The sequence below is a fragment of the Gordonia phthalatica genome, assembly GCF_001305675.1.
Taxonomy (GTDB): Bacteria; Actinomycetota; Actinomycetes; order Mycobacteriales; family Mycobacteriaceae; genus Gordonia; species Gordonia phthalatica.
This window is the reverse complement of record NZ_CP011853.1, coordinates 3851974-3876571: the sequence shown is the minus strand read 5'-3', so window position 1 is coordinate 3876571 and position 24598 is coordinate 3851974. Positions and strand designations below refer to the sequence as shown.

The 24598-nt window shown below is 66.2% G+C and carries 24 protein-coding genes; 8 read left to right on the top strand and 16 right to left on the bottom strand.

Features of this window, described 5'->3' with window-relative positions; all coding sequences use genetic code 11:
• Positions 1-96 precede the first annotated feature (96 nt).
• From ACH46_RS18270 to ACH46_RS18250, 5 genes are all read right to left on the bottom strand, one after another.
• Positions 97-900, bottom strand: coding sequence for an alpha/beta fold hydrolase (locus ACH46_RS18270; RefSeq protein ID WP_062394189.1), 804 nt, complete (start codon positions 898-900; stop codon positions 97-99).
• Positions 897-2165 (bottom strand): LLM class flavin-dependent oxidoreductase, encoded by a 1269-nt coding sequence (locus ACH46_RS18265; protein WP_062394188.1) that lies wholly within the window; start codon positions 2163-2165, stop codon positions 897-899. The genes ACH46_RS18270 and ACH46_RS18265 overlap by 4 nt, the downstream gene beginning before the upstream one ends.
• Before the next feature lie 173 nt (positions 2166-2338).
• Complete coding sequence (locus ACH46_RS18260; protein WP_082399799.1) at positions 2339-2974, bottom strand: flavin reductase family protein; 636 nt, start codon at positions 2972-2974, stop codon at positions 2339-2341.
• Positions 2975-3022: 48 nt separating this feature from the next.
• Positions 3023-3937 carry a catechol 2,3-dioxygenase gene (locus ACH46_RS18255; protein WP_062394187.1) on the bottom strand — a complete coding sequence of 305 codons (915 nt, stop codon included), beginning with the start codon at positions 3935-3937 and terminating at the stop codon, positions 3023-3025.
• Between the two features lie 9 nt (positions 3938-3946).
• Positions 3947-4315 (bottom strand): 2Fe-2S iron-sulfur cluster-binding protein, encoded by a 369-nt coding sequence (locus ACH46_RS18250; RefSeq protein WP_082399796.1) that lies wholly within the window; start codon positions 4313-4315, stop codon positions 3947-3949.
• 566 nt (positions 4316-4881) lie between these two features.
• Here ACH46_RS18250 and ACH46_RS18245 point away from each other — a divergent pair.
• The 3 genes from ACH46_RS18245 to ACH46_RS18235 all read left to right on the top strand — a co-directional run bounded on the left by ACH46_RS18245 (position 4882) and on the right by ACH46_RS18235 (position 7823).
• Positions 4882-5706, top strand: a complete 825-nt coding sequence (locus tag ACH46_RS18245) for an MBL fold metallo-hydrolase (protein ID WP_226995890.1) — start codon at positions 4882-4884, stop codon at positions 5704-5706.
• A 248-nt stretch (positions 5707-5954) separates the two neighbouring features.
• Positions 5955-6797 carry an alpha/beta fold hydrolase gene (locus ACH46_RS18240; protein ID WP_062394186.1) on the top strand — a complete coding sequence of 281 codons (843 nt, stop codon included), beginning with the start codon at positions 5955-5957 and terminating at the stop codon, positions 6795-6797.
• A 33-nt stretch (positions 6798-6830) separates the two neighbouring features.
• Positions 6831-7823 (top strand): AraC family transcriptional regulator, encoded by a 993-nt coding sequence (locus ACH46_RS18235; protein ID WP_226995675.1) that lies wholly within the window; start codon positions 6831-6833, stop codon positions 7821-7823.
• 698 nt (positions 7824-8521) lie between these two features.
• Here ACH46_RS18235 and ACH46_RS18230 read toward each other — a convergent pair.
• The 8 genes from ACH46_RS18230 to ACH46_RS18195 form a co-directional block, all read right to left on the bottom strand.
• Positions 8522-9172, bottom strand: a complete 651-nt coding sequence (locus tag ACH46_RS18230) for a TetR/AcrR family transcriptional regulator (protein WP_062394184.1) — start codon at positions 9170-9172, stop codon at positions 8522-8524.
• A 98-nt stretch (positions 9173-9270) separates the two neighbouring features.
• A complete protein-coding gene (locus ACH46_RS18225) occupies positions 9271-10266 on the bottom strand; it encodes an oxygenase MpaB family protein (RefSeq protein WP_062395617.1) in 996 nt (331 codons plus the stop codon).
• Between the two features lie 65 nt (positions 10267-10331).
• The gene (locus ACH46_RS18220) at positions 10332-12350 is read right to left on the bottom strand and encodes an acyl-CoA dehydrogenase family protein (protein WP_335334152.1); all 2019 of its coding nucleotides are present in this window, start codon (positions 12348-12350) and stop codon (positions 10332-10334) included.
• A 309-nt stretch (positions 12351-12659) separates the two neighbouring features.
• Positions 12660-12956, bottom strand: coding sequence for a hypothetical protein (locus ACH46_RS18215; protein ID WP_157851091.1), 297 nt, complete (start codon positions 12954-12956; stop codon positions 12660-12662).
• Positions 12957-13285: 329 nt separating this feature from the next.
• The gene (locus ACH46_RS18210) at positions 13286-14230 is read right to left on the bottom strand and encodes a hypothetical protein (protein ID WP_062394181.1); all 945 of its coding nucleotides are present in this window, start codon (positions 14228-14230) and stop codon (positions 13286-13288) included.
• Positions 14227-14775 carry an ImmA/IrrE family metallo-endopeptidase gene (locus ACH46_RS18205; protein WP_062394180.1) on the bottom strand — a complete coding sequence of 183 codons (549 nt, stop codon included), beginning with the start codon at positions 14773-14775 and terminating at the stop codon, positions 14227-14229. Before ACH46_RS18205 ends, ACH46_RS18210 begins: the two co-directional genes overlap by 4 nt.
• Positions 14776-14778: 3 nt before the next feature.
• On the bottom strand, positions 14779-15546 hold the full coding sequence (locus tag ACH46_RS18200; protein WP_062394179.1) for a hypothetical protein: 768 nt from the start codon (positions 15544-15546) through the stop codon (positions 14779-14781).
• Positions 15547-15618: 72 nt separating this feature from the next.
• Positions 15619-16029: a helix-turn-helix domain-containing protein gene (locus ACH46_RS18195; RefSeq protein WP_062395616.1), complete on the bottom strand. Its 411-nt coding sequence runs from the start codon at positions 16027-16029 to the stop codon at positions 15619-15621.
• 557 nt (positions 16030-16586) lie between these two features.
• Here ACH46_RS18195 and ACH46_RS18190 point away from each other — a divergent pair.
• The 3 genes from ACH46_RS18190 to ACH46_RS18180 all read left to right on the top strand — a co-directional run bounded on the left by ACH46_RS18190 (position 16587) and on the right by ACH46_RS18180 (position 18467).
• A complete protein-coding gene (locus ACH46_RS18190; protein WP_062394178.1) occupies positions 16587-16883 on the top strand; it encodes a hypothetical protein in 297 nt (98 codons plus the stop codon).
• 110 nt (positions 16884-16993) lie between these two features.
• Entirely contained in the window at positions 16994-17254 is a 261-nt protein-coding gene (locus tag ACH46_RS18185; RefSeq protein ID WP_062395614.1) for a helix-turn-helix domain-containing protein, read from the top strand.
• Positions 17247-18467: a type II toxin-antitoxin system HipA family toxin gene (locus tag ACH46_RS18180; protein WP_062394177.1), complete on the top strand. Its 1221-nt coding sequence runs from the start codon at positions 17247-17249 to the stop codon at positions 18465-18467. The genes ACH46_RS18185 and ACH46_RS18180 overlap by 8 nt, the downstream gene beginning before the upstream one ends.
• A gap of 25 nt (positions 18468-18492) precedes the next feature.
• Here ACH46_RS18180 and ilvD read toward each other — a convergent pair whose 3' ends face one another.
• Together ilvD and ACH46_RS18170 are read right to left on the bottom strand one after the other, a co-directional pair.
• A complete protein-coding gene (gene ilvD / locus ACH46_RS18175) occupies positions 18493-20205 on the bottom strand; it encodes a dihydroxy-acid dehydratase (RefSeq protein WP_062394176.1) in 1713 nt (570 codons plus the stop codon).
• An 86-nt stretch (positions 20206-20291) separates the two neighbouring features.
• A complete protein-coding gene (locus ACH46_RS18170; protein ID WP_062394175.1) occupies positions 20292-20999 on the bottom strand; it encodes a DsbA family protein in 708 nt (235 codons plus the stop codon).
• A gap of 140 nt (positions 21000-21139) precedes the next feature.
• On the opposite strand from ACH46_RS18170, the gene ACH46_RS18165 reads away from it, so the two are divergent.
• Both ACH46_RS18165 and ACH46_RS18160 read left to right on the top strand, forming a co-directional pair.
• Positions 21140-21844 (top strand): DsbA family protein, encoded by a 705-nt coding sequence (locus ACH46_RS18165; protein WP_062394174.1) that lies wholly within the window; start codon positions 21140-21142, stop codon positions 21842-21844.
• Positions 21845-21848: 4 nt separating this feature from the next.
• Positions 21849-22667 carry a cytochrome c biogenesis CcdA family protein gene (locus tag ACH46_RS18160; RefSeq protein ID WP_062394173.1) on the top strand — a complete coding sequence of 273 codons (819 nt, stop codon included), beginning with the start codon at positions 21849-21851 and terminating at the stop codon, positions 22665-22667.
• On the opposite strand, the gene ACH46_RS18155 is transcribed toward ACH46_RS18160, so the two are convergent.
• Positions 22664-24490: a YhgE/Pip family protein gene (locus ACH46_RS18155; RefSeq protein WP_062394172.1), complete on the bottom strand. Its 1827-nt coding sequence runs from the start codon at positions 24488-24490 to the stop codon at positions 22664-22666. The two genes, ACH46_RS18160 and ACH46_RS18155, sit on opposite strands and share 4 nt — an antisense overlap.
• Positions 24491-24598: the final 108 nt, after the last annotated feature.

The window sequence follows — 24598 nt, the reverse complement described above, 5'->3', positions numbered from 1 at the left end:
AAAGTTCCGACCGGCCTGGTGCCGTCAGCCCGCAAAGAAGCGGTACCGTTGGCCCCGATTTGGCGAGGGTACGCGCCGGGCACCCCGGCACGTACCTTAGATCGCGAGGAACTCGGACACTGCGTGATAGGTCTCCGCGGTCGCCTCCACCTGTGGAATGTGACCGGCACCGGGAACGACAACGACGCGGCTGTCAGGGATCCGGTCCGCAAACTCCTGGGCGTACACCGCGGGGACGAGAGCATCGTGCTCACCCCAGACGATCAACGACGGCGCATCGATGCGATGCAGCCGATCCACGAGTCCCTTGTCAGGGATCGGCCACACGATCTTGCCGGTGCAACCGAGCGCCCACACCATGCCCGCGCCCGCCGCGATGGCCTCCTCGGGGTCTTCCGGCGGGGCCAGCATCGCTTGCGCCGCCGGTCCCTGCGGGTCCGCGAACAATAGGCGAGGCAGATCGTCCGGAGCGGCCGCGATCCAGTTCGCTACGGGATGATCGTCGAGCCACAACCCGATCGCGTCGAGAAGAACCACCTTGTCGAAACGACCGGGGAACCCGGCCGCGATCTCTGCCGCCAGCATGCCGCCGAATGACTGGCCGACGAGAACTGGGGCGTCCAGTTCTAGCTTGCGGACCAGCTCCTCGTACATCAGCACCACCTGCCACACGTCGTGGACGTGGTGGATGGCATACGGGTCCGCGGGTGAGGTGCCGGGGAACTCGGGGGCGTAGACGGTATAACGCTGCGCGAGTCGGTCGAGGAAATCGTCCCATGCGAAACCTGCTGCAGGGTGCAGATAGACGAGTGCGGGACCGCTTCCGGCCACTTTCACTCGCATGCGGACAGCGCCGCCCCAGACGTCGACGACGCGTTCAGCCAGTTGTGCGGTGGTCATACCAGTGCTCCTGCCGTGTTCGATGCGATGGGATTGGGGACGCCGCCGAGTCGCTCGGGCCACCAGTGGTGGTCGTAGCCTTCGTCGTTCCACACGTTCTTCAGCCGCGGCATGACCTCGCTGGCGAAGAGCGAGATGTTGTCCTTGGCCAGCTCGTGCGGCATGGAGCCGAACTGCAGCATGGCGTGCAGGTTGCCGATCCGGTATTCGCGTGCGTGGGCGGCGAGGGTCTCGGCGACTGTGTCCGGCGAGCCGCAGACGATCGAGCCGGCATCCATCAGATCGGCGAACGATGCGGTCTTCATCCGGGTGTAGATGCCGAAGTCGCCGGGATCGCGCATGATCGCCTCGACACCGCGGATGTCGATGCCGCCGGGTAGCGCCAGTCGGTGCATCGGGATGGAGCCGATCCCCTTCTGGAAGAAGTACTCGGCATGCTCGGCGAACAGCTTCTCGGCCTTGGCATCGGTCTCGGCGACGCACACCGTCTGCATGAACCCGAGCCGATACGGATTCGCCTCCTTAGCGGACTGCTCCACAGTCTCCCAGAAGCGGTCGAAGATGCGGCGGCCGGCGACCTTGAGTCCGAACCAACCGAAGTAGTTGAAACCGAACTCACGATCGAGGGTGAACTGCATGGTCCGGGGATTACCGATACCGGTAATCCACACCGGAGGTAATGGATTCTGCTGCACCGGCCGCGGCCAGATGTTCACCGCGGGATGCTGTGCGTACCGGCCGTTCCACGCGAACGCATCCGGCTCGCTCCAGGCTTTGAGGACCAGCTCGAGGTTCTCGTCGAATCGGAGCCTGGTCTGGGCGGGTGGGACGCCGTTGTTGATGTTGGCGTCGTAGGCCAGGCCCACCGGAAATCCGCTCATCAAGCGACCATTCGACATCTGGTCGATCATCGCCAGTTCCTCGGCGGCACGCAGTGGTTCCTTGCTCTTGCCGAGTGACCTTCCTAGCGGGTAGATCGCGGTGTCGATCCCCTCGACCTCCGTCGCGTACGCGACGGCGGCCTCGATGATGTTCGGGTTCGGCGCCATGTCGTAGGAGCTCTGGCCGTGCTCGGTGACGGCCAGGCCGTCGAATCCCAGGCGGGCCGCGAACATGAGTTCGTCGAGCGCCGACCTGAAGTCCGCGGTCACCTTCTCCGGCTTCGTCACATCGAAGTACGGGGTGGTGATGACTGATTCGTGCCGATCCTCGAAATCTGATGGCAGCTCCCTGTACGGGACCTGTTGGAAATAGGTGACTTTCATGTTTGCGCTCCTTGTCGAGAGTGAGATGGATGGTGAAAGGTGAGGTGGCTGCGTTGCGAGAGCCACTCGGGGACGCCGCCCAGATGCCTTTTGCTGGTCTCGCAGGGGATCCGGGAGGAACACCCTCGCGGCGCGAACCGGAGATTCGCTTACGGTTTCTGCGCCCCGCGGTGTTAGAGATCGAGGCAGTCGTCCGGGCCGACGCCTCGCTCGGCGAGTCCATGCAACTGGTGCAGACTCGCGGCCCATTCGACGGCCGGTCGGCCGTCGAATGAGACCGTCCTCGGCATCTGGAACATCTTGAGTCCGAGGCGACGGAACTCGCCGCGGTGGAAGGTCAGCGGTTCGATGGCGCGAACGTCGTGGCGCACCACTTGTCCGAGTACCAGTACGTGGTCTCCGCCGTCATAGGTCTGCCACGGCTGACACTGCAGCCAGGCGGTGCTGCCAAGCAGTCGCGGCGGCGCGTCTGCGGCCTCGTGCCACGGCACAGACAGATCGGGGTCGGGCTGACCCGCGAAATGCAGGGCGACCGCGAGTTGATTGGCCGAGAGAATGTTGACGGTGAACGGGTTGCCGTCGAGGCCTGCGCACGCTCGGGCCTGCCGCGCGACCGAGACGAGGACGAGCGGCGGGTCCATCGAAACCGAGGTGAACGAGTTCATCGTCGCTCCCCGACACTCGCCCTCCGCATCCCGATAGGTGACGATGGTGACGCCGGTCGAGAACTCTCCCATCACGCGGCGCAGCAGACGTTGATCGAGTCCGCTGGGCTGGTGCTGCGGAGGCTTCGGGGCTGTTGCAGTCATGGTTGGTCTCCTTCGATGGTCGTTCGAGTCGCCTGATATGGGCTGCGATCAGGTGACGACGTTGAGGAAGTCGGGATCGAGTTCACGGTGGGTGTAGTTGATGCCCCGCGCGGCGTTGTCCATTGTCCAGGTGATGGTTCGGAAATCCGGGCCGGTGCGGTACCCGCCGGCGAACACTTCATTGCGGTTGCCCGCGGGGTCGAAGAAGTACAGCGTCTCGCCGCGAGTGATCCCGTGACGGGCCGGACCGAAATCGATCGGGACGTCACGCATCGAGAACAGATCGCCCGCGTGACGCAGTGAAGACCAGTCGTCGACGTGGTAGGCGAAGTGATGGAGTTTGCCCTGCTCGCCCTTCACGAAGGCGATGTCGTGCGGCTGGTCGCTGCAGAACATCCAGGATGCGATGAGGTCCTCGTTGTCTTCGCCACCGACCAGATGTTCGGCAGCACGGAAATCGAGCACCTCCGAGAAGAATCTCTCCAGCAGGGCGGGGGACTCGGTGGTGATGAGCGTATGGTCCAGACGTGGCACGCCGATGCCGCGCAGGCCCTCGCGCGGCCAGGGGTCCGGGTTCCAGTTGCCGGTGGCATTGCCCAGGTATTCGGCGTCGCTGTACAGCTCCAAGACGTGCTCGGATGGCAGTGTGATCCGCAGGCCGTCACCGATGCCGACGTTGTCGCCCGCGCTCATCCGCTGGACGGTGGTGCCGAATGCGCGAGCGCGTTTCTCGTAGAGATCGAGGTCCGCAGTCGACTCGACTTTGTAGCCGAGTTTCACCAACCCGACCCCACCCTCTTCAAGGACCACCGAGTGGTGATCGTGCTCGTCCCATGACTTGAGGTAGTGCCTGCCGTCGGCTTCGGCGACACGATCCATGCCGAGTGTGTTCTGGTAGTGCTCGGCTGATTCAGCGAGATCGGCAACGCGGATGTGAACGTAGCCGAGACGAATGACGCTCATTTCTAGCTCCTAGTCGGGTTCGATGGACGGGGTGGATGCGCAGTTGCGGACGCGGGTGCCGAGCACGTCGTGGAGTCGGTCCCGCGGCGCGAGGTGAATCACGACGTCGCCGTTCGGTACGGCCCGGCACGGAAGACACTTGCCGTTCGCACGTTCCTCGTGGGAGAGCACGCTGTCGGCGATCGCGACCTGGTAGCTCACGCGGCCCTGAACGAGGTCCGCCTTGCAAGCCCCGCAGCCGCCGCGCCGGCAGCTGTAGCGGGTTCGGTATCCGTGTCGCCGTATTGCGCCGATGATCGTCTCACCGGGATCGATCGCCAATCGGATTCCCGCCGGGAGAATCTGAATCTCCGTGACTTGCGCGGTTAGTGAACTCATCGTCGGCTCCCTTTCGCTCCTCGGCCCGCCAATTCCTCTCGGGCCTTTGCCGAAGGACTCTATGAGTGCTGACCTGCGGTTTCTATCCGTCCTACGCGGAAAATATCCACCTCACGCAACGAGTTGTCTTTGCTCACATTCGTGATGCAGAAGTGGTCTTGCTCACTGATCGGATCGATGTCAGATTCGAAGCGTCAGATAGCGGTTACACACAGACCGTTCCCGATTTCGGGATTCGTTCACCGCGCCGATGTAATGCATCCGCCAGACTTGAGGAGAGCCGATTCATGCCCAGTGACAACGGAGACTACCGACCTCCCCACCCCCGCTCCGTGACTCGCCGAGCCATGCTCGGCGGTCTGGCAGCCTTGGCCGCGGCAACGGCGACGAGTTGTGCCGCCCACGACCCGGCACCACAGCAGCCTGCCGACAGCTCTGGTCCCGTGCCCGCCGAACCGAACCAAGTGCGCGGCGGCGCCGACGGGTGCCGCATGAAACTCATGCTCTTGGGAACGGCGGCCGGCCCGCTCTTCGTGCCGTCGTGAGCGGGCACCTCGAGCGCCGTGATGGTCGGCGATCGCACCTATCTCGTCAATGCAGGGCCGGCGGCCACCCGCAGGCTCGGTCAAGCCGGGATTCATCCAGATTCGCTCAGCAGTGTCTTTGTCACCCACATGCACAACGATCACATCGGCGACTTGTTCAACCTGTTCTGGTTCGCCAATCCCGGCAACTCGTACGGTCAGTTCACGCAGCCGATTCAGATATACGGGCCGGGCGCTGCCGACGCCTTGCCCAAGCCTTTCGGCGTCGACTCGATCCCCGTACTTCGGCCGGAGAATCCGGTTCCGGGCACCAAGGACATGTGGAACCGCCTGCTCGACGCATACGCGCACGAGATCAACGTTCGCAACACCGAACAGGGTGCTCCCGTCGACTATCACGAACTCAATTCCGTACGGGACGTCCTGCCGCCGGAACATGTCGGTGCCAACTCGCTGAACACCGCGCCGCCGATGGACCCGTGGACGGTCTTCGAGGACGACCGAGTCCGGGTCAGCGCCATCCTCGTACCGCACGGCCCCGTGTTCCCGTCGCTGGCCTACCGTTTCGATTCCGGCGAGGGCTCGGTCACCTTCTCCGGCGACACCGCACGCAGCGACAACGTCGCCCGCGTCGCTGCCGACACCGACGTACTCGTCCACGAGACGATCGATGTCGACTACTACGCGAAGGCCCTGGGCGGCGCCGGTCTCATCGAGCATATGAAGCAGGCGCATACGACGCCTCAGGATGTTGGCCGGGTCGCCACCGACGCCCACGCCAAGTCTGTCGTCGTGAGCCATATCGGTCCCGGCGACCTGCGAGTCGTGCCGGACCACAAATGGTAATCCGCCGTGCGGTCCACCTTCCGCGGTCCTGCCACCGCAGGCAATGACCTCACCGTGCGCGGCGTCGGCAGGCGCGCGTGATCGCCGATCGACGACGCCTTATCCACTTTGCGCAGCCGATGTCCACCTCGCGCGAGAAGGTGCCTTGGACTACTTCCGCCTTCGTCAATGACGTTGCACACTTCTCGTAAAGATGTCAGATTCACAACTGAGGGCGGTGGGAACACCGCACCGAGAGGAGCGTTCCGATGACGACCACGACACCGGTGGAGACCCCGGAGATCGGCCGCAGCATCGATGTGAACGGAGTCGCCACCAACTATCACGATCAGGGCAAGGGCGCCCCCGTCCTGCTGATTCACGGTTCCGGGCCGGGCGTGTCTGCTTGGGCCAACTGGCGGTTGACCATTCCTACACTCGCTGATCGTCACCGAGTCATCGCTCCGGACATCCTCGGATTCGGCTACACCACTCGTCCCGACGGAGCCGAGTACAACGCCGAAACCTGGCTGGACCACCTCGTGGGGCTGATCGATGCCCTCGGCCTGGAGAAGGTGTCTGTAGTCGGCAACAGTTTCGGCGGTGCGCTGGCCATGAGGCTGGCCACTCGACATCCGGACCGCGTCGAGAGGTTGGTCCTGATGGGCAGTGTCGGCGTACTCTTCCCGATCACGCCCGGACTCGACGCGGTGTGGGGGTATCAGCCGTCGGTGCCGGCGATGCGTCGACTGCTCGACGTCTTCGCCTACGACGAGCGCTACGCGACCGACGAACTCGCCGAACTCCGTTACGCAGCATCGATTCGGCCCGGCGTCCAGGAGTCGTACGCGTCGATGTTCCCCGCGCCCAGGCAGCGCAAGGTCGCTGAGATGGCGGTCGACGAATCGGCGATCAGCGCGATTGGCTGTCCCACACTCATCGTGCACGGGCGAGACGATCAGGTGATCCCCCTGTCGAACAGCCTCCGACTTCTCGATCTCATCCCCGACAGCCGACTCCACGTCTTCGCCGAATGCGGACATTGGGTTCAGATCGAGAAGACCGCGGCCTTCAACACCGTCGTCGACGGGTTTCTGGCGGGCGAGCTGTGACGGTTTCGATTGCCGGGAACGAGGTGCATTGCATTGACGGCCACACCGAGCCAGCGCCCTGAAGCCGCTTTACGCTGGTCGCATATCGCGATACACACGACTGATCGTGACAGGGCCGTGGCCGAGGTCTCGGAGGTATTCAGCGCACATCAAATGCAGATCGTCGGGCCGGAGGCCGACCTCGATGTGCGGGTGGACGCCTACGCTACCGATTCGATGACGATCGCCCGCATCGGTCACGGGACTGAAGTGGTGATCGCTCCCGGCACCCTCGACTCCTATTACGAGATCAACATCCCACTCGCAGGAAGCACCGGCTCCGTGTGGGGGGACGAAGAGTTGACGTCCGATGCTTCGGTAGCTGCCGTGTTCGCCCCTCATCGCGATTCGCTCATGCATTGGAGCGCCGACTGTCGACAGCTCGCCGTGAAGATCAGCCGAGAACTTCTCGACTCGACCGTCGAACAACTGACCGGCCGCACCCCCGACGAGATCGTTGAGTTCGACCTGGCGTTCGATGTCGCGACTCCCGCAGGTCGGGCTTGGGTAGCAACAGTGGAGTTGTTAAGCGAATCGATCGAGTTGGCGTCCCCGGACTTCGTCTTACGTCCGCTGGAGGAATTGGTCGTGAGCCGACTGCTCGTCGCCGCGCCGAACACCTTCGCGGGACGAATCGCCGGCGAGGCCCGGCCGCCGCGACCACGTATGGTGCGACGGGTCACCGATCTCATCGAAGCCGAACCCGGCGGCGCGCACACGGCGTCGTCACTTGCTGCAGTTGCCGGGGTGAGCGTCCGATCACTGCAAGCCGCGTTCGCGGAGCACCTCGGACTCGCACCGATGGACTACGTTCGACGTGTCCGACTCTCGCGCTGCCGGGTCGCATTGCAGACCGCCGAGCCCGGCGATGGTCAGACCGTCGCCGACATCGCCTTCCGATACGGCTTCTCTCACCTGCCCCGGTTCGCCGCCGCCTATCGAAAGCGGTATGGCGAGAACCCGTCGGAGACGCTGCGGCGATTCTGACGTCGTTCTCAGAAAACGCGGCGGAGATGTTCGGCATCACCTGCGGCACTCATCGACCGTCAGGTGGACCTCCACAAACACCCCGGCGCGCGTGCCGCGCCGTGGCGTGACGAATCCGTCGACCGGCCAATCGACACCCGCTTCAGGCTGCGGGTCGTGGAACTCGCGCGTCGGCGACACCTCGCAGGTTCATGCTGTGACGGACGTTCGCCACCACCTTCGACGCGATCGCGGGAGCTTGGCTGTTACTCGGAATGGCGGGTCGCAGGTCACGGTGCCGGCACCCGCCCCTCCCCCGGCTCGTTCACACTCGGCTCGGCGGAAAGCGACTTCTCGCCCAGTTCCACGCTGTGGCAATCGGTCTCACGACCGTCCCACCCGACCGTGGGCGAGCGGAACTACCAGTCGGACGATTTCACCCGACTCGGTGCCGACTACCAGACGAGACCTACCAGACGAGACCTACCAGACGAGACGGATCGCCGGGATCGACCGCGACCGACAGCGCGGGTTGCCCGACCGACAGCGCGCACAGCGTGCCGTTCGCAGCATCCAGCATTATCTCGTTGCGCGGGGCGAGACCACGGCTTCCCTCACGATCGCCGCTACCTGCACCACCGGCATCCTTCGACGCGGCTGACCGTCGCGTCGAAGTGGGGCTCAGATCCCGACCGAGTTCCGCGCCGCACCACCGTGATTCAGGCGTGGCGGAGGGACCGATAGACCGACTGCCCGACGAAGGTGCCCAGGTCCTCAACAGTCCAGACCGGGTCGTCGGCCCGCTGCGACAGCAGCGTACGCACTGCGCCTTCGCCCGCCGAGACCCACTGCTCCACAAGGACGGGAAGTTTCGCGTCGACATCGACGGTGCCCCAGGATCGCAGGGTGGGCTCGAGGAGTTGAGCGCATCGTGCCGCGACCACCGCTCGCCCGCGCCCGAACAGATCCATCACGTCGTTGTCAGGGCTTCCGTACAGCAGGAGCCACGCTTGCGGCCTGGCCCGCACGGCAGTGAGCAACGCCTGGAAGCCGTCGATGAAGACCTGCTCGGGGGCCTCCACCTGGCGGTTGTGGAGGATCGCGTCGAGGGCCTCGGCGAAGTACTTCTCTTCCCGGGCGATCAACGCTTTGAGGACCGCCGTGCGGCCCGGGAAACCCGCGTAGATCACCGGTCGGGTCACGTGCATGCGCTCGGCGATGGCCACGATAGTGACCGCCGAGATGCCGGACTCCGCGGCGATCTCCAAGGCGGTGTCGAGGATCTGCGGTCGACGACGCTCCGGCCCCAGGTGTCGCGCCCGGACTCGGGGCGCGGTCGCCGGTGTGCTCGCCTCAACTGCGTGCGCCATGCAGGCACTCCTCCGTTCCGTTGTGCGAGTCCTCGGCGCCGAAGTTTCGGCGCGGCGGACACGGCCACGCCATGACTTCCGTTCCGGCGCAGCTTGTTTCACGCGAAAGGGATCGCTTCCGACGTTGCGGCGGCCTCGACCGAGCCGCTGCGACCGGTCCGCCCATAGCGCTCGCGCGCATCGGCGACCGTCACGACCGACGGGTCCGTCGGGGTCCCCGCGACCACGTGCTGATGGTACAGCTTGCCCGTCATCGGTCCGAGAACCTGACGCGCCACCTTCGCGGAGGCCGCGGGCCGGTTCGCGATGGACGCGACGGCAGCGCGCACGAGAGGCCGGTACGCGGTCTGGAAGCCGGGCGGGAGTTCGAAGCCGCCGAGCCGGCGCATCCACCGCGGCAGCGTCGCAATTGCGGCAGGCGCCGACAGTCTCGCGAATAGCCCGATCTTCAACCCCCGCGAATACGGAGTGAAGAGCAGGTAGTGCATCCCTCGGCGGGCGCGTTCGGAGACGCACAGGGTGGGGCGGACGCGCTCGAAGTACTCGCGGACCTCAGTGCGGGTCCGAGGAACGTCGGAGATCTTGCAGGTTTGCAGCTCAGCCGCAATGACGCACTCCTCCCAGTAGCGGGCCTCTTCTTCCGGAGTCAGGGGTCCCGGCCCGTACACCTCGTAACACTTGAGGACCGAGTGCCAACCGGTCACATGGATCCAGAGCTGCGAGTCCGGGTTGTTGGCGCTGTAGCGGCGGCCGGTGATCGGGTCGATGCCCGTCGACTTCGCGTGCACGGCCATGAGGTGCTCGGAGGCCTCGATCGCCATCTGACTATCGCCGACGGCGACGATCAGAAAGTAGGCGAACGTGTGGTCCAACCGGCCCAGCGGATCGGAGTAGATTCCGCCGAGATCGGCGACGGATGCGGTCAACCCCGAATCGAAGTGTTCGAGGGACACGGCGCGCTGGAACGCGATGACGGCGGTCGGCGCCGTCCACACCTTCCAGGTCGGCGAGCCCGGGCCGAAGAACCCGTAGTCGACGCTGCGGATTCGACGGTCCGGTGTGTGGAACTGAGGTCGTTGCGTGTCGGTGGTCATGGGCGATGCCTCCTTGGTGTCGGCTGTGGTCTCGGTTCGGGCCGGGGCCACGGGTCGTGTGGGGGTCACGGTGCCATCTCGTAGGCACCTACTAGTGCGCGCGCGCGAGCGAGGACGGCAGCTTTACGCGCCGGGTCGGCGATGGGTCTGCGGATGAGGTTCAACGACCGGGTCTGCTGTTCGGGCGTTGCCGTCGGCTTTCCGTTCAGGGTCACCGCGTGCCGTGAGAACTCACGGACCAGGAGGTCGAAGATGTGGTCCACCACCGCCGGATCAGCGTCGTCGATGTCTGCCTGTTCCAGAATGAGTTGGCCGTACGGAATCAGGGTGAACAACTCCCCGATCGCGAACAGGAAGTCAACGTCGCGCTGCTGCTCGTCGGTGGGTGCCGCGGTGGCCAGCAGCACCTGGAACGCCGCGGCCTGCTCGGTGAATACGGCGACGTTCGGGATGTGCGCGAACCCGTCGAACGCTTCCCGCCATCGACCGAAGCGGATCTTGCCCAGTCTCGAGCTGGGTCCCTGCTTGAACAGGAACGTGTCGTCGGACGGTTCCCGGCGCACCCGGACATCCTGGGGCGCCGTCTTGGCGGTCTCCGATCGCAGTCGCGGCACGACGGGCGCCACGGCTCGCCCCGACCACCGCAGCGCCTCGGCAAGCGGATCGATCACGGCACTCGGTGCTCGCCCGGCGCCGGGCACGCTGCGCAGTGCGGCGAGCCCCGCGTCGGTGGGGTGGAACATGTAGTTGGGCATGAACTTGAGGGCGAGCGCCATATTGACGTGCACCGTGCCCTCCAGCCGCGGGAGCCCCAGCATGGCCTGCATGCCGTTCGGGAAGTACATGTCGTTCTCGAAGCCGCGGGCCGCGATGACGTCGGCCAGGTCCTCGTATATCCGCTGCCCCTGACGGGTCACCGTCATCTTCTCGATCGCACTGACCAGCAGGTATCTGCGGTCGCCTGCGTGCGCGGACCGCATGTAGTCGACGGCGCGCTCGCTGTAGAGCTTCATGGCTGCCAACCGCCCGAAGCTGTCGGTTACCAAGCTCTGGACCTGCGGGAACTCGGTGACGCGTTGACCGAAGAGGATGCGGCGGTCAGCGTGGTCGATCGCCTCGTACATCGCATGCTCACAGGCGCCAATCGCTCCGAACCCCAGATTGAACTTGCCGACGTTGACCGTGTTCATCGCCGCGTCGAAGGCTTCGCGGCCGGTGTGGAGGACGGCGTCGTCGTCGACCGGGTAGTCCTCGAGGTCGAATGCTGCAACATACATCTGCGAGTCAACCACGTTCTTGCGAAGTCGATAGCCGTCGGCGGTGGGATCCGCAGCGAAGAACAGATATCCCGCGTACTCGTCGTCGCTGATCCGCCCCAACGCCGCGGACACATCTACCACCGATGCGTCCGTCCGCCGGCCGAAGGTCGACACCATGGCGGCGGCGTTGCCGTTACCGATGTAGTACTTGGACCCGTTGGCGACGAACCCGCCGGCGGCGCGCGGCGTCAGCAGCATGTCGGTCGAGTACACATCGGCACCGTGCGCCTGCTCCGACAGCCCGAACGCGAAAATCCCGCCACTGTCGAGGAGATTGGCCGCACGGCGCCGCGCGACCTCGTTCCGGCTCTGCCAGATCGGCGCGAGACCGAGGACCGTGACCTGCCAGACATACCAATACTCCATGCCGTAGAAGCCGAGGATCTGACTCATCCGAGCGATACGAGCTGTGTCCCACCGCTTGTCCGGGTTCCCCTCAGCCAACGCCGCCGGCGTGAGGAACGTAGCGAAGACCTTCTCCCGCTTCACGAAGTCGAGGAAGTCCGCGTACCAGACCCGATCGCGATGATCGGCCAGCAACTGGTTCTTGCCACGCCCCTCGAAGTACTCCACGGTGGCGCGCAACAACTCGCGCGTCCGCGCATCGAACTCCGCGAACTCGCTCGTCGTGGGGTTGAACAGTTCCATCAGCCTTAAGTCCCTACATTCGTGTATGAATTTCATCCAGGAATGTAGCATCTGAAGAACGAAGCTAACAAGGTCGGCGATGATCTCGCCGGGCGCACTGGCGACTCGACGCAGCATTGAGCGTTTGTTCTGGAAACAGATTGTCGCTGGCGCATCGACCGAGGCTGCGGCAGCTGCTGTGGACGTGTCGTCGGCGGTCGGTGGCCGGTGGTTCCGGCACGGTGGTGGGATGCCGCCACTGAACCTTGTCGCGCCGGGTAACCGCTATCTGTCATTTCCCGAACGGGGAGATCGCGATTCTGCGAGCTCAGCATGTCGGGGGCCGCGAGATCGCACGGCGACACACCCCGAACAGCACCACGGCCGCCGACTCTGAACGAGTCGACGGCCGCAGCCCAACCTTCATACCCAGCGCGCGATCGCGCGTCAGCCGTGACGAACCGGCGACATCCACGACAGCCCTGGCAACCGCCACACGCGCTGCCCCAGGCGGGATCGCCACAGGCCGTCCTTCGCCGCGAACAGCCAGTGCCCAAGCAGCCACAGCCCGAGCCCGACGACTGCCTCGATCGGGAACCGCGGGTTCTCGGTGACACTATTACGGATGGCCATTCCACCGACGCCGTCGAGGATGAGCACGATGCCGATGAACCGCGCCATGCCGGCGCCGAACATCCACAGCAAGATCACGCCGATGATCGTCAACCCCGCAAGGAAAATCATGATGCTCCCATCATCGCGTGTGTCCCCGGGACCGGCCACTGTCTCTCGTAAGACTCATCCAACACGGCCTAGCCGTCGATATCGCTGAAATCAGGCCGGCTGCGGCTCTCTGACGGCGATTTCGGGCTGTCGCAGTTTCTCTCCCCCCAAGGCTCGATGCACAGCGTGCTCGCTTCGCTCGCAGGCGACACTCGACCAACCTGGTGTCCCGCGCTGGGGCGAACTGCAACAGCCCGATCTTCCCTCGGCGAGGTGCAGACGGCCTGATTTCAGCAGTAGTTTTCCGCCGGGGGCCGGCGCGGCTGAAGTCTCGGCCTCGGACCGAGCGCTCAGGCGGCGCGGTCGTATTCCCGGGCGATGAGCCGGACCCAGCGAAGGTCGGAGAGCGGTTGCGGGGTGCTGAGGAGATGCGGATCGATCACCGTGAACTCGTCGGTGCGGAGCCAGGCTGCGATCTTGCGGGCGCGGTCTCGGGGACTCTCGTCGAACTCCTTGCCCTCGGCCGGGACCAGGCCCGCACCGGCGTGCAGGTACAGGCCGTCGAGGATCTCGGAGACTCGATCGTTGGCCTGCAGTACCGGGGTCGCGGAGCGGTAGTCGGGGTCGGCCAGTTCCGGGTGCGCGTCGATCAGCGCGCTGTGCAGGGCGAGGGTCCGCCGCAGATCCAGCCGGGCGACGAGCCACGACTCCACCATCACCGAGCAGCACGAGGCACTCAGCGCGATGATCGTCACGGCCCACCAGCCGCCGGTCGGAGTCACCTCGTCGGGGGATACCACGAGGACCACCACCATGACGGCCACGCCGATCAGATAGAGGGCGATGGCCCGACCCAGCGGATTCCAGGCGATGTAGCGGGCGCCGACCCCGAGAGCGAACAGGTCGGCCAGGACGATGAGGATCGCGCCGACCATCGTCTCGCCGAGAATCACCATGGCGATCACGTCGGCGACGGCGAGTGCGGACACCGCGACGGTGACGGTGGTCAGCCCTCGTCTGCCCAGCTGGGACAGGGCGGAGGCGGCGATCAGGGCCGTCGCCGAAGACGCCACGATCCAGCAGGCGACGAAGACGAGAATCGGAGCGCTGCTGCCCGGTGACCCGATGACGGTGGCGACGGTCGGGGTCCGGACGGCTGCTGCGGCGGCGACGGCGATGGCCGCGACGGCGACCGAGGTGCGTGCCAGGGACGGCGGACGGACGGTGAGGCGCCCGAGCCGGGCACCGACGGCCGCCGAACACAGAGCGGCGATCACCCAGGTCAGCCAGGTCATCCGAGAGCCTCGTCGTAGCGGAGCATCGGCCGCCAGGAGTGGCTCCGATACAGCTGGTTGAGGCGCTGGAGAAGTCGTGCGGCGAAGGCCTCCGCCTCCCACTCGTGGAGGTCGTGCTCGGCGTCCGCGACCGGGGAGACGGCCGCGGCGCCGTCGGCTGCAGTCTCCTCCTCGGCGGCCATGCCCAGCATGTAGGCGATCAGGTCGTCCTCGGCGGCCACGGTGGAGGTGTCGGCGGCAGCGCCGGGATGGCGGAAGACGACGTGCCCGAGCTCGTGCGCCAGGGTACGGGCCTCGCTCGGCAACGACCGTGCGAGCACGATCTCGTCGTGATCGTCGTACTCCCGGCGCTGGCCCCAGACGCCCGGAGCCAGGTCCTCGACGAGGACGGTGATCGGACGCTGTCGGCTGTCACCGACGGCGTTGACGATCTCCTCGAGGGAGTTGGCGTGCTTCTGTGCAGCGACATCGAGGACCGCGTCCACCGCCGCGTGAACACGGCGATGGGAGCGGCGCGCTCTCGGCGCGTCGGCGGCGTCGGTCATCGGCTATCGGCCGCCGGGGGAGAGGAATTCGGCGCGCGCTGCGTTCACACGGAGGCGACCCAGTCGTGCGTTCCGGTACGTCATACCGCCTGCGGCGCCCGCGATCAGGATCATCGCGCCGATGCCGCCGCCTGCCGCGGCGTAGTCGCCGAGCGACGGCGCCTCCGACGCTGTCGGGACGACGGGCTCCACGGTCGACTCCTTCGGGGTGACCGGAGCGGGCGTCGGCTTCTCGGTCTTCGGCACCGCAGGCTTGGAGGCGTCCGGCTTCTTGGGAGTCTTGGGCGGTGCCTTCTTGGCCGGCGGGGCCGGGACTGCTGCTGAAGGGGTCTCGGGTGCCTCGGGCGCTTGCGGTGCGGGCTTCGGGCGCTGAGGCTGCGTGGTCTCCGGCTCCGTCGGTGGTTCGGGATCGTTGGTCACGGTGATCTGACCGGGATCGCCGTTCCCGTTTCCGTTGTGGCCTTCGCCGTTGCCGGTGTTGCCGTTGCCGCTGTTGCTGCCGGGGCCGTTCCCGTTGCCGCTGTTGCTGCCGCCGGGCGTGCCGTTGCTGCCGCTGCCGTTGTTGCTGCCCGGACCGTTGCCGTTGTTGCTACCTGGGCTGTTGCCGAGGCCTCCGCCGTTGTTTCCGCCGTTGCCTGGTCCGGTGGGGAATTCAATGGTGATGCTCGGCCAAGCGTGCGCCGCCGCGGGGACGGCGCACATGGTGCCCAACGTCAGTGCGGCGACGCTCAACGGTCGCGCGACGGCGCGGGGGAGGTTCCGGAACAGCATCGATTATCCAAACTACCTGGGGGATGCGGGTCGCTCAAACGTTTGACCCGCAAATACGGTGATTCGTAGGAATCAGTCGAGCGGGCTCTCGGGGAGTCCTTCGCCGCGTCGCAGCTTCTCCGCGAACGCGGTCAACATGTCCTGTGACTCCTCGGAGAGATCGAAGGCGCGACTCGACAGCCGTCGCAGGCCGCGTCCTCGCAGCTGCGACAGCAGTTCCAGGTCGTGGTCGATCTTCGCCGCGTAGACGTCGTCGTGGAAGTACTCGGGCTTCACTTTGAAGAACCGGGCGAGTGCGGCGACGGTCTCATCGGACGGATTGGTCCGGTGACCGTTGCGCAACTGCGACAGGTAGGGCTTGGAGATCTTGTGTCCGGCCGCGGTCACCGCGTCCGCGACCTCGGCGTTCGTGTGCGGCTTGCGCCCCGGAGGGTGCACAGTCTCGAACAGCTTGTTCAGCCGTCCTGCAAAGCCGTCTTCCATCATGCCTTCTCGAGTGTCCAGGTGCGGAGGAGGCGGTCGTCACCCCTGTTGATGCCCGACACATGGTAGCCCCAGGGATGTCGGTCCCGATTCGCAATTCACTCGAAGCGCGCGTACGCGCCTCGTGGATGCGGTCCCGGTGCCGTCTCTGGTGCATGGTCCTCCCCAGCAGTTAACACTCTAGCAACCGCGCGTTGCTGAAGGAAACGTGATTTGCCACATCCCGTACGAGGGGTGTGACTCAAGAAATTTTTTTGATGCCCATAATTCGCGTCTGACCAGCAATTATGTCTGACCTGGAATGGTGATTCGGCGGGAAATTCCCTCTCAACGCTGGTTGTTATCGATCGTTTGCTGTACGGTAACTGACGTGCCTCGGTGAACCGGCGGTAACGGGTTTCGACTACGTGGATGATGTTGGTGTCATCCAACTTTCGGAATGTGTGGCCGGTTCGCGCGAGTGCGGCAGGACCGCCGGCGGCGGGTGATCCCAGGGGGGAGCATCCGCCGCCGGTGCCGGTCTTGGACCTTCTTCTCCGTCGTCCAGGAGGACCCGCATGACTGCGCCCCACGTGACCTTCGTCTTCGCCGGCGTTCGGTATCCCATCACCGCGGAGACAGGCGACCGGATCATGGAGTTCGTCGCCGACACCGCAGAGAATTTCCTCGGTGCGCGGCCATTCGTAATCCCGACGGTCGACGGACGTCAGGTGATCGCCAATCTCGGACCGACGATGCCGTACGCCATCGAGATCGGCGTTCCCGCGGTCGCCGCAGACGATGAGGCTCCCGTCGAGGACCAGGTGCGCATGCTCGTCGCCGAGCGCGATTTCGCGCCCGACGTGCGTCTCTGAGCTTTGTGTCCTTGTCCTTATGCGTGGGTTTGAACGCGCAAGGCGGGGCGACTTGCCGTCAGGCTGGCTTGACTTGATTTATGCTTGGGATTAACGGCATAAGGAGAAGCATGGCGACGCCCCGTCGAACAAAGCGACCCGCCAATGTTGCTATGCATGGGTTCGAAGGCATAGCGGCTCTTGTCGCCACACGTCGCGTTCAACTCGGGCTGACGCAGGAGACGCTGGCGGATCTCGCCGGCGTGTCACGTTCCAGTGTCCAAGCGATCGAGTACGGCCGGGCGTCAGTGAAGCTCGCATCGTTCATCGACGTGCTGGACGCTCTCGGGCTGCAGATGGGTGTTGAGACCAAGGGGCGACGCGATGAGTGACTTCGGCGGACTGCGGGAAGTCGATGCTGCGGATGTCTACGTCGACGACGAACAGGTGGCGACGCTGATCCGCGATCGCAGTGACGTCGTTATGTTGACATACGACGGTGCTGAGTCGGGCGGTCGATCGAACGCCATCGCGTGGAGTCTTCCGCGTTTTATGCGTGAAGCCCGATCGGTCGGAGGCGCGATTCCGGCCTTCTTCGCCGGTCTCCTGCCCGAAGGGGTGCGTTTGGGGGCTGTCGTCACTGCGACGAAGACTTCGGTCGACGACCACTTCACCCTGCTACTCGCGGTCGGGGGTGACGCGATCGGAAACGTGCGCGTCGTTCCCGCCGGAACCGGCCCGCAGAGCCTCCCGGTGATGATCGATGAGGATCGGATCGAAGACCTGACGGCGGTCTTCCGTCGGCTCGCCGGTGACTTCGGGGCGGATCCTGTTGCACTGCCGGGGGTTCAGCCGAAAGCCAGCGCTGCCATGTGGTCGGTGCCGGCCGCGACGACCGCCGGGGCGGCGATCCTCAAACTCACACCACCGTCGGGATTCCCCCGTCTGGTCGAGAACGAGCATTTCTTCATGACGATGGCGTCCGCGTGTGGGGTACGGTCCGCACGGACGCGCATCGTTCACGATGTCGACGGCCGCTCGGGTCTCCTGGTGGAACGCTTCGATCGACGGGGAGGTACGAGGGTCGCGCAGGAAGATGCGTGTCAAGTTCTCGACGTGTACCCGGCGTCCAAATACCGGATCAAGGCGGAGACCGCGATCGCGGCAATCGCCGACGTGTGCGAGGCCGGGGGAGGCTCGCGGATGGCGGCGACACTGGAACTCCTGCGGATTGTCGCCTTCTCCTGGCTCATTGGGAACGGTGATCTGCACGGCAAGAATCTCTCCTGTTACGCGCCCGACGGCTTGTGGATGCCGACGCCGGCCTATGACCTCGTCACCACCCAGCCGTATCTCCGATGGCGTGACCCCATGGCGATGGACCTTTACGGCCGGGCCAACCGTCTGCGACGGCAGGACTTCGTCGATGCGGCAACTCGGTTGGGACTCCGCGCGAAGGCTGTCGAGCGGATGCTCGACGAGCTCATCGCGGCGGCCCTCCCCTGGTCGTCTCGATGCGTCGAGATCGGTTTCGATGAGCGGGACACGGAACGCCTGCAGACCATGATGATCGAACGGGCGACGTCGCTGTCGACTGACTCTTGACCGTTGTCCTCGTGACCGTCGTCGACTACTCGCAGATCGCTCCCTGCGACGCCGACGTGACCAGCTTCGAATATTTGGCGAGCACGCCGCGCGTGTAGCGCGGCGGCAGCGGCTCGAAACTTTCGAGGCGTGAGGCGATCTCGGCGTCGTCGACCAGCACGTCCAGCGTCCCGGCGCTGACGTCGAGGCGGATCCGATCACCGTCGCGGACCACGGCGATCGGCCCGGCGTCGACGGCCTCGGGCGCCACGTGTCCCACACACAGCCCGGTGGTGCCGCCGGAGAAGCGGCCGTCGGTCAGCAGCAGAACGTCCTTGCCGAGGCCCGCGCCCTTGATCGCACCGGTGATGGCCAGCATCTCGCGCATGCCGGGTCCGCCCTTCGGACCCTCGTAGCGAATGACCACGACGTCGCCCGCCGTGATGGTGCCGTCCTCGAGTGCATCCATGGCGGCGCGCTCGCGGTCGAACACGCGCGCGGTGCCCTCGAAGACGTCGGTGTCGAAGCCCGCGGACTTCACCACCGCGCCCTCGGGTGCGAGGCTGCCGTGCAGGATCGTGATGCCGCCGCTGGCGTGGATCGGGGAGCCGGTGGCGCGCAGCACCTGACCGTCGGGGTCGGGCGGGGCGATGTGCCTCAGGTTCTCGGCGAGGGTCTGCCCCGTGACGGTGAGGCAGTCGCCGTGCATCAGCCCCGCGTCGAGCAGCGCCTTCATGATCACCGGGACGCCGCCGATGCGGTCGACGTCGGTCATCACGTGCCTGCCGAAGGGCTTGACGTCCGCCAGATGCGGAACCCTGGCCCCGATGCGGGCGAAGTCGTCGAGCGTCAAGGGGACGTCCGCCTCGTAGGCGATCGCCAGCAGATGGAGCACGGCGTTGGTGGATCCGCCGAACGCCATCAGCACGGCGATCGCGTTCTCGAACGCCTCCTTGGTCATGATGTCGCGGGCGGTGATGCCGCGGCGCAGCAGTTCGACGACGGCGGCACCCGACTCGCGGGCGTAACGGTCGCGCCGACGGTCGGGAGCTGGCGGGGCGGCACTGCCGGGCAGCGACATGCCCAGCGCTTCGCCCGCGCTGGCCATCGTGTTGGCCGTGTACATGCCGCCGCATGCGCCCTCACCGGGGCAGATCGCGCGCTCGATGGTGTCGACGTCCTCGCGGCTCATCAGCCCGCGCGCGCATGCGCCGACGGCTTCGAAGGCGTCGATGATCGTCACCTGATGCTCGGACCCATCGGACAGGGTGGCGTACCCGGGCAGCGTGGATCCGGCGTAGAGGAAGACGGACGCGAGGTTCAGGCGCGCGGCGGCCATCAGCATGCCGGGCAGCGACTTGTCGCAGCCGGCGAGGAGCACCGAGCCGTCGAGCCGTTCGGCGCTCATCACGGTCTCGACACTGTCGGCGATCACTTCGCGGGACACCAGCGAGAAGTGCATGCCCTCGTGCCCCATCGAGATGCCGTCGGAGACGGAGATGGTGCCGAACTCGAGCGGGTAGCCACCTGCTTCGTGGACGCCTTCTTTCACCGCCTTCGCGAGGCGGTCGAGCGAGAGGTTGCACGGGGTGATCTCGTTCCACGACGAGCCGACGCCGATCTGCGGTTTCGCCCAGTCGTCGTCGCCCATGCCGACCGCGCGGAGCATGCCTCGGGCGGCGCTGCGCTCCAGCCCGTCGGTGACATCGCGACTGCGCGGCTTGATATCCGGATCGGTGGAGTTCTCGTCGGTGGTCATGAGATCGACGATAGGAGCGTGTGATCGGTTTCGGGGTATTTCGACAGACCCGGTTCTGCTGGAGCGATGGTCGGCCGGTACCCGGCTCAGTCAGCGTTGTGCAGCTTGAGCTTCCCGTTGATGACATCGGTGAAGGCGCGCAAGGGCAGACCGCTGAGGAGCGGGGTCCCGTCGATCCAGAACGCGGGCGACGGCGGGATGAACAGACTCTGCGCCAGACGGAGGTCGGCGTCGATCTGCTGGTCGAAGGCCGTGCCGTCCGCGTCGGAGCGGAACCGTTCGAGGTCGGTGATCCCGGCCGTGCGAGCGAGGTCGGTGAGTGCGTCGACCGTCAGCGGCGAGCGCTGGTCGGCGCGGACGACGGCGTCGGTGAACTGCCAGAAGCGGCCCTGCTCGGCAGCCGCACGCCCCGCGCGCGCCGTCGTCCGGGCTGCGGGGCCGGATGCGGGAGCGTCGCGCCACTCGATGCGCAGCCGCCCGGTCTTCACGTACTCGTCGACGAGCTTCGGTTGGATCTGTGTCGCGAAGTGCACGCAGTAGCGGCAGGTCAGCTCACTGAACACGACCATCGTCACCGGTGCCGCGTCGTCGCCCAAGATCAGCGGATCGTCGGCAGCCCGACGTGGTACGTCCCCGGCGGGGCCGGTGTTGGTGTTCAACACGGTCGACTCAGGCGGTGCCGCCGCGTCGGGTGCGGTGTCGCGGAGCTGCAGCGCCAGGAGAATCACCGCGACCGCCGCCACCAGTGCGGCCGCCACGATCAGGTACGGCCGACGGGAGTTGGCGGCGCTCATGCGGCTGCAGCGGGGACGGTCATGACGGCGAGTATGCCCGATACTGGATTCTGCGTCCCTGGAGCCGGGGTCTGTTTGCCGCGGCGGCCGCTCACGGGGACGATGCATTCACCACCGATGCACGCGACGACAGGAGAACGGTGTCCGAAGCAAGATCGAACCGGCCCGGATGGCTGGTGCCGGCGCTGGTCGTCATCCTCGCGGGTGCGCTGATCGGCTTCGTCCTGGTCTACAACTCCGGTGACGATGCCGCCCCCGCGCAACGGCCGCAGGCCGGGGAGCTGTTCCCCTACGACAGTGGGATCGAGCGACGCGATGCCGCCGACCGCCTCGCATTCGGGAAGGTCGACGCACCGGTCACCATGGTGGTCTTCAGCGACTTCCAGTGCCCGTACTGCGCGCAGTGGTCGACCGAGTCGCTGCCCGCGTTGCTGAAGCGGGTCGACGCCGGGCAGCTCCGGATCGAGATGCGCGACATCAGCGTCTTCGGCGACGCGTCGCGGCGCGCCGCCCAGGCCGCCTATGCGGCCGCACTGCAGGACCGCTACCTCGACTTCCACGACGCCCTGTTCGCGAACGGGAAGAAGCGAGCGGCGGGCGACCTCTCTGGGGAGGCGCTGGTCCGCACCGCCGCCGGGCTCGGACTCGACGTCGATCGGTTCCGTGCTGACCTGACGTCCGCGGCGACCGTGGCGGCCGTCGATCTCAGCGAGGGTGAGGCCGCCACTGCCGGCGCGTACTCCACCCCGACCTTCATCCTCGGCGGGCAGCCGATGCTCGGCGCCAATCCGCCCGAGACGTACCTGGCCAAGCTCGACGAGTTGCTGCCCGGGACCCCGGACTGACCGCGTGGACATCGGACTGGTCGCGGCCTTCGCCGGCGGTGTCCTCGCGCTGCTGAGCCCGTGCGCGGCGCTGCTCCTGCCTGCGTTCTTCGCGTCGACGGTGGGTGCGCGCGGTGCGCTGCTGATGCACGGCGTGGTGTTCTACGTCGGCCTGCTGATCACCCTGCTACCCGTGGGGATCGGAGTCGGCGCGCTGGCCGGGGCCGTCGCCGAACACCGGTCGACGATCATCGCCGTCGCTTCGGTGGTCATCGTCCTCATGGGTGTGATTCAGCTCGTCGGTCGAGGCTTCGATCTCGGCCGTGCGATCCCAGGTGTGTCCCGGCTGCAGCGGGAGACGGTGCGGCGGACCGGGCTGGTCAAGACGCTGCTTCTCGGTGCCGTCAGCGGAGTCGCGGGGTTCTGTACGGGCCCGATCCTCGGCGCTGTGCTCACCCTGGCGGCGACCCGCGGCATGGCCGGAGCGAGCGTCCTCCTCGCCGTGTACGCGATGGGCATGGTGGTGCCGCTATTGCTCATCGCCGCCCTGTGGAACCGGATCGGGGGTCGTATCCGCGCCGGTCTCCGGGGCCGCGAGCTACGGATCGGGCGGGTGCGTCTGCACACGACCAACGTCGTCACCGGGCTGCTGTTGATCGTCGTCGGCGTCGCGTTCTGGTTCACCAACGGATTCATCGCGCTCTCCGACCCGGTCGACGCCGACCTGCAGCTCAGGCTGCAGGACGGCGCCGCCGCGCTGGCGGATCCGATCGTCGACGTGGTCGCGATCGTCGTGCTGGCCGCCGGATTCCTCGCGTGGTGGTCGCGCCGGACCCGCGTTTAGGCCGTCACCAGTTCTCGCGTCGCGCCGTCGTCGGGCGTCGTCTCCGGGAACCGTTTCTGCTGGAAGCGGACCGCGGCGAACACCGCTGCGCCACCGACCGCGGCCAGCAGCAGCAGGCTCACGAGAGTCGCGCCGAAGCCGGGCGCGCCGTTGAACGCCGCGATGTACCCGTGGCGCACCAGCGTCATCGGCGAGATCCAGTGCAGCCACTGGAACGGCGCCGGGACGGTCTGGATCATCCAGATGCCGCCGTACGAGAACAGCTGCAACATCATCCACGCCAGCGAGCTCAACGCGCCGACCACATAGCCGAACAGGGTGAACAGGACCGAGATCAGGGCGACGTTCATCAGTGTCGCGCCGGCCGAGATCAGCACCACCTGCCACAGGTGCACCGGATCCGGTGCAGGACTCAGCCACGCCCACGCGCCGACAGCCACCGCGAGCACGCCCGCCAGGCTGATCCCGCTGACCAGCAGGCCGCGGCGCAGGCTGTGACGGAGGCTGCGCGGCGTCTCGTCGTCGGTCACGAAGCGGTGGCCGCGGAAGCTCATGAACACCACGATCGGGATCAGCATCGTGGCGATGATCAGGATCGTCACCGCGCCACCCGGCCCCTGGAACTGCGCCTGTGCCACGTGCACCGTCTGCTTGTCGACCGGCCTCGAGATCAGCTGGGCGAGTGTCATCCGCGACGCCTCGTCGCCGAAGTCCGGTGCCTTCTTCGACCCGTCGACCAGGCCCTTGCGGAGCTGTTCGGCGCCGTCGTCGAGCTGGGTGGCTCCGTCGGCCACCTTGGCGACGCCGTCGTCGATCTTCACCAGACCGGCGGCCAGCTCCGAGGATCCGGCGCTGAGTTCGGCGCCGCCCTCGACGAGGCGGTTCAGTCCGCTGCGGTACTGCGCGTTCGGGTCGGTCAGTTCGGTCGCGATCTGGCGGCTGCCGGCCTTGAGCGCCTTCAGGCCTTCGATGAGTTCGGTGACGGTCGCGAGCTGCGACGAGTTCGGGACCACGGCCTGCGCCTGCTTCAGGAGTCGTTCCACCTCGGCGATCGGGATCTGGCCGGTGAGGCGTTCGATGCCGTCGGCCACCTGGGTGGCGCCGTCACCGAGCTTGTCCGTGCCGCCCTGCAGGGTGACGAGGCCTTCGGAGAGGGTGCCCGCGCCCGCGGCCAGCTTCGCGCTGCCCTCGCGCGCCGAGCGGACGCCGGGACGGAGTTCGTCGTTGATGCCCTCGGCCAGGGTTCCTGCGCCGTCGGACAGCTTCACCGAACCGTCGGCCGCGCTGCGGAGCCCGTCGCCGAGAGTCTGCACGCCGTCGACCAGTCCGCCGACGGTCGTCGCGGCGACGCCCTTGAGGACCGACTGGTAGATCTTCTCCATCGCGGCGCCGCCGATCTGCGAGGCCTTGATGGTGTTGAAGTCGTTGAAGGTGACGGTGATCAGTGCTGGAGCCTCGGCGACGGTCGCGATGGTGCCGAGCGTCTCGCTGAAGTTCGCGGGGATCTCGATCGTGAAGTAGTACTCGCCGGTCGAGAGGCCGCGGACGGCAGTCTGCTCATCGACGAGCTCGAAGCCCAGTGCCTGCGATTCCAGGAGGTTGTCGACGACATTCTTCCCGGCGTCGATCGGCGCACCGTCCTTGATGAACCCGGTGTCGCTGTTGACGATCGCGACCGGCATCTGGTCGACCTTCTTCGTCGGATCCCACAGGACCCACATGTAGACGGCGGCGAGGACCAGCGGAATGGTCACCAGTAGGGCGACGATCAGTCGGACGAGCCGTGATCGCTGCATTTTCGGACGAGGGGGCGCGGTGGTCATGAACTGCTCCGGGATCTCACAAGGGGCGTGTGGGAGGTATCCGGTAAGTGTAATGACTTATTAAACAAAAGCTACTTGTGAGTAACTTTTGTGACGTGAGGCACCGTT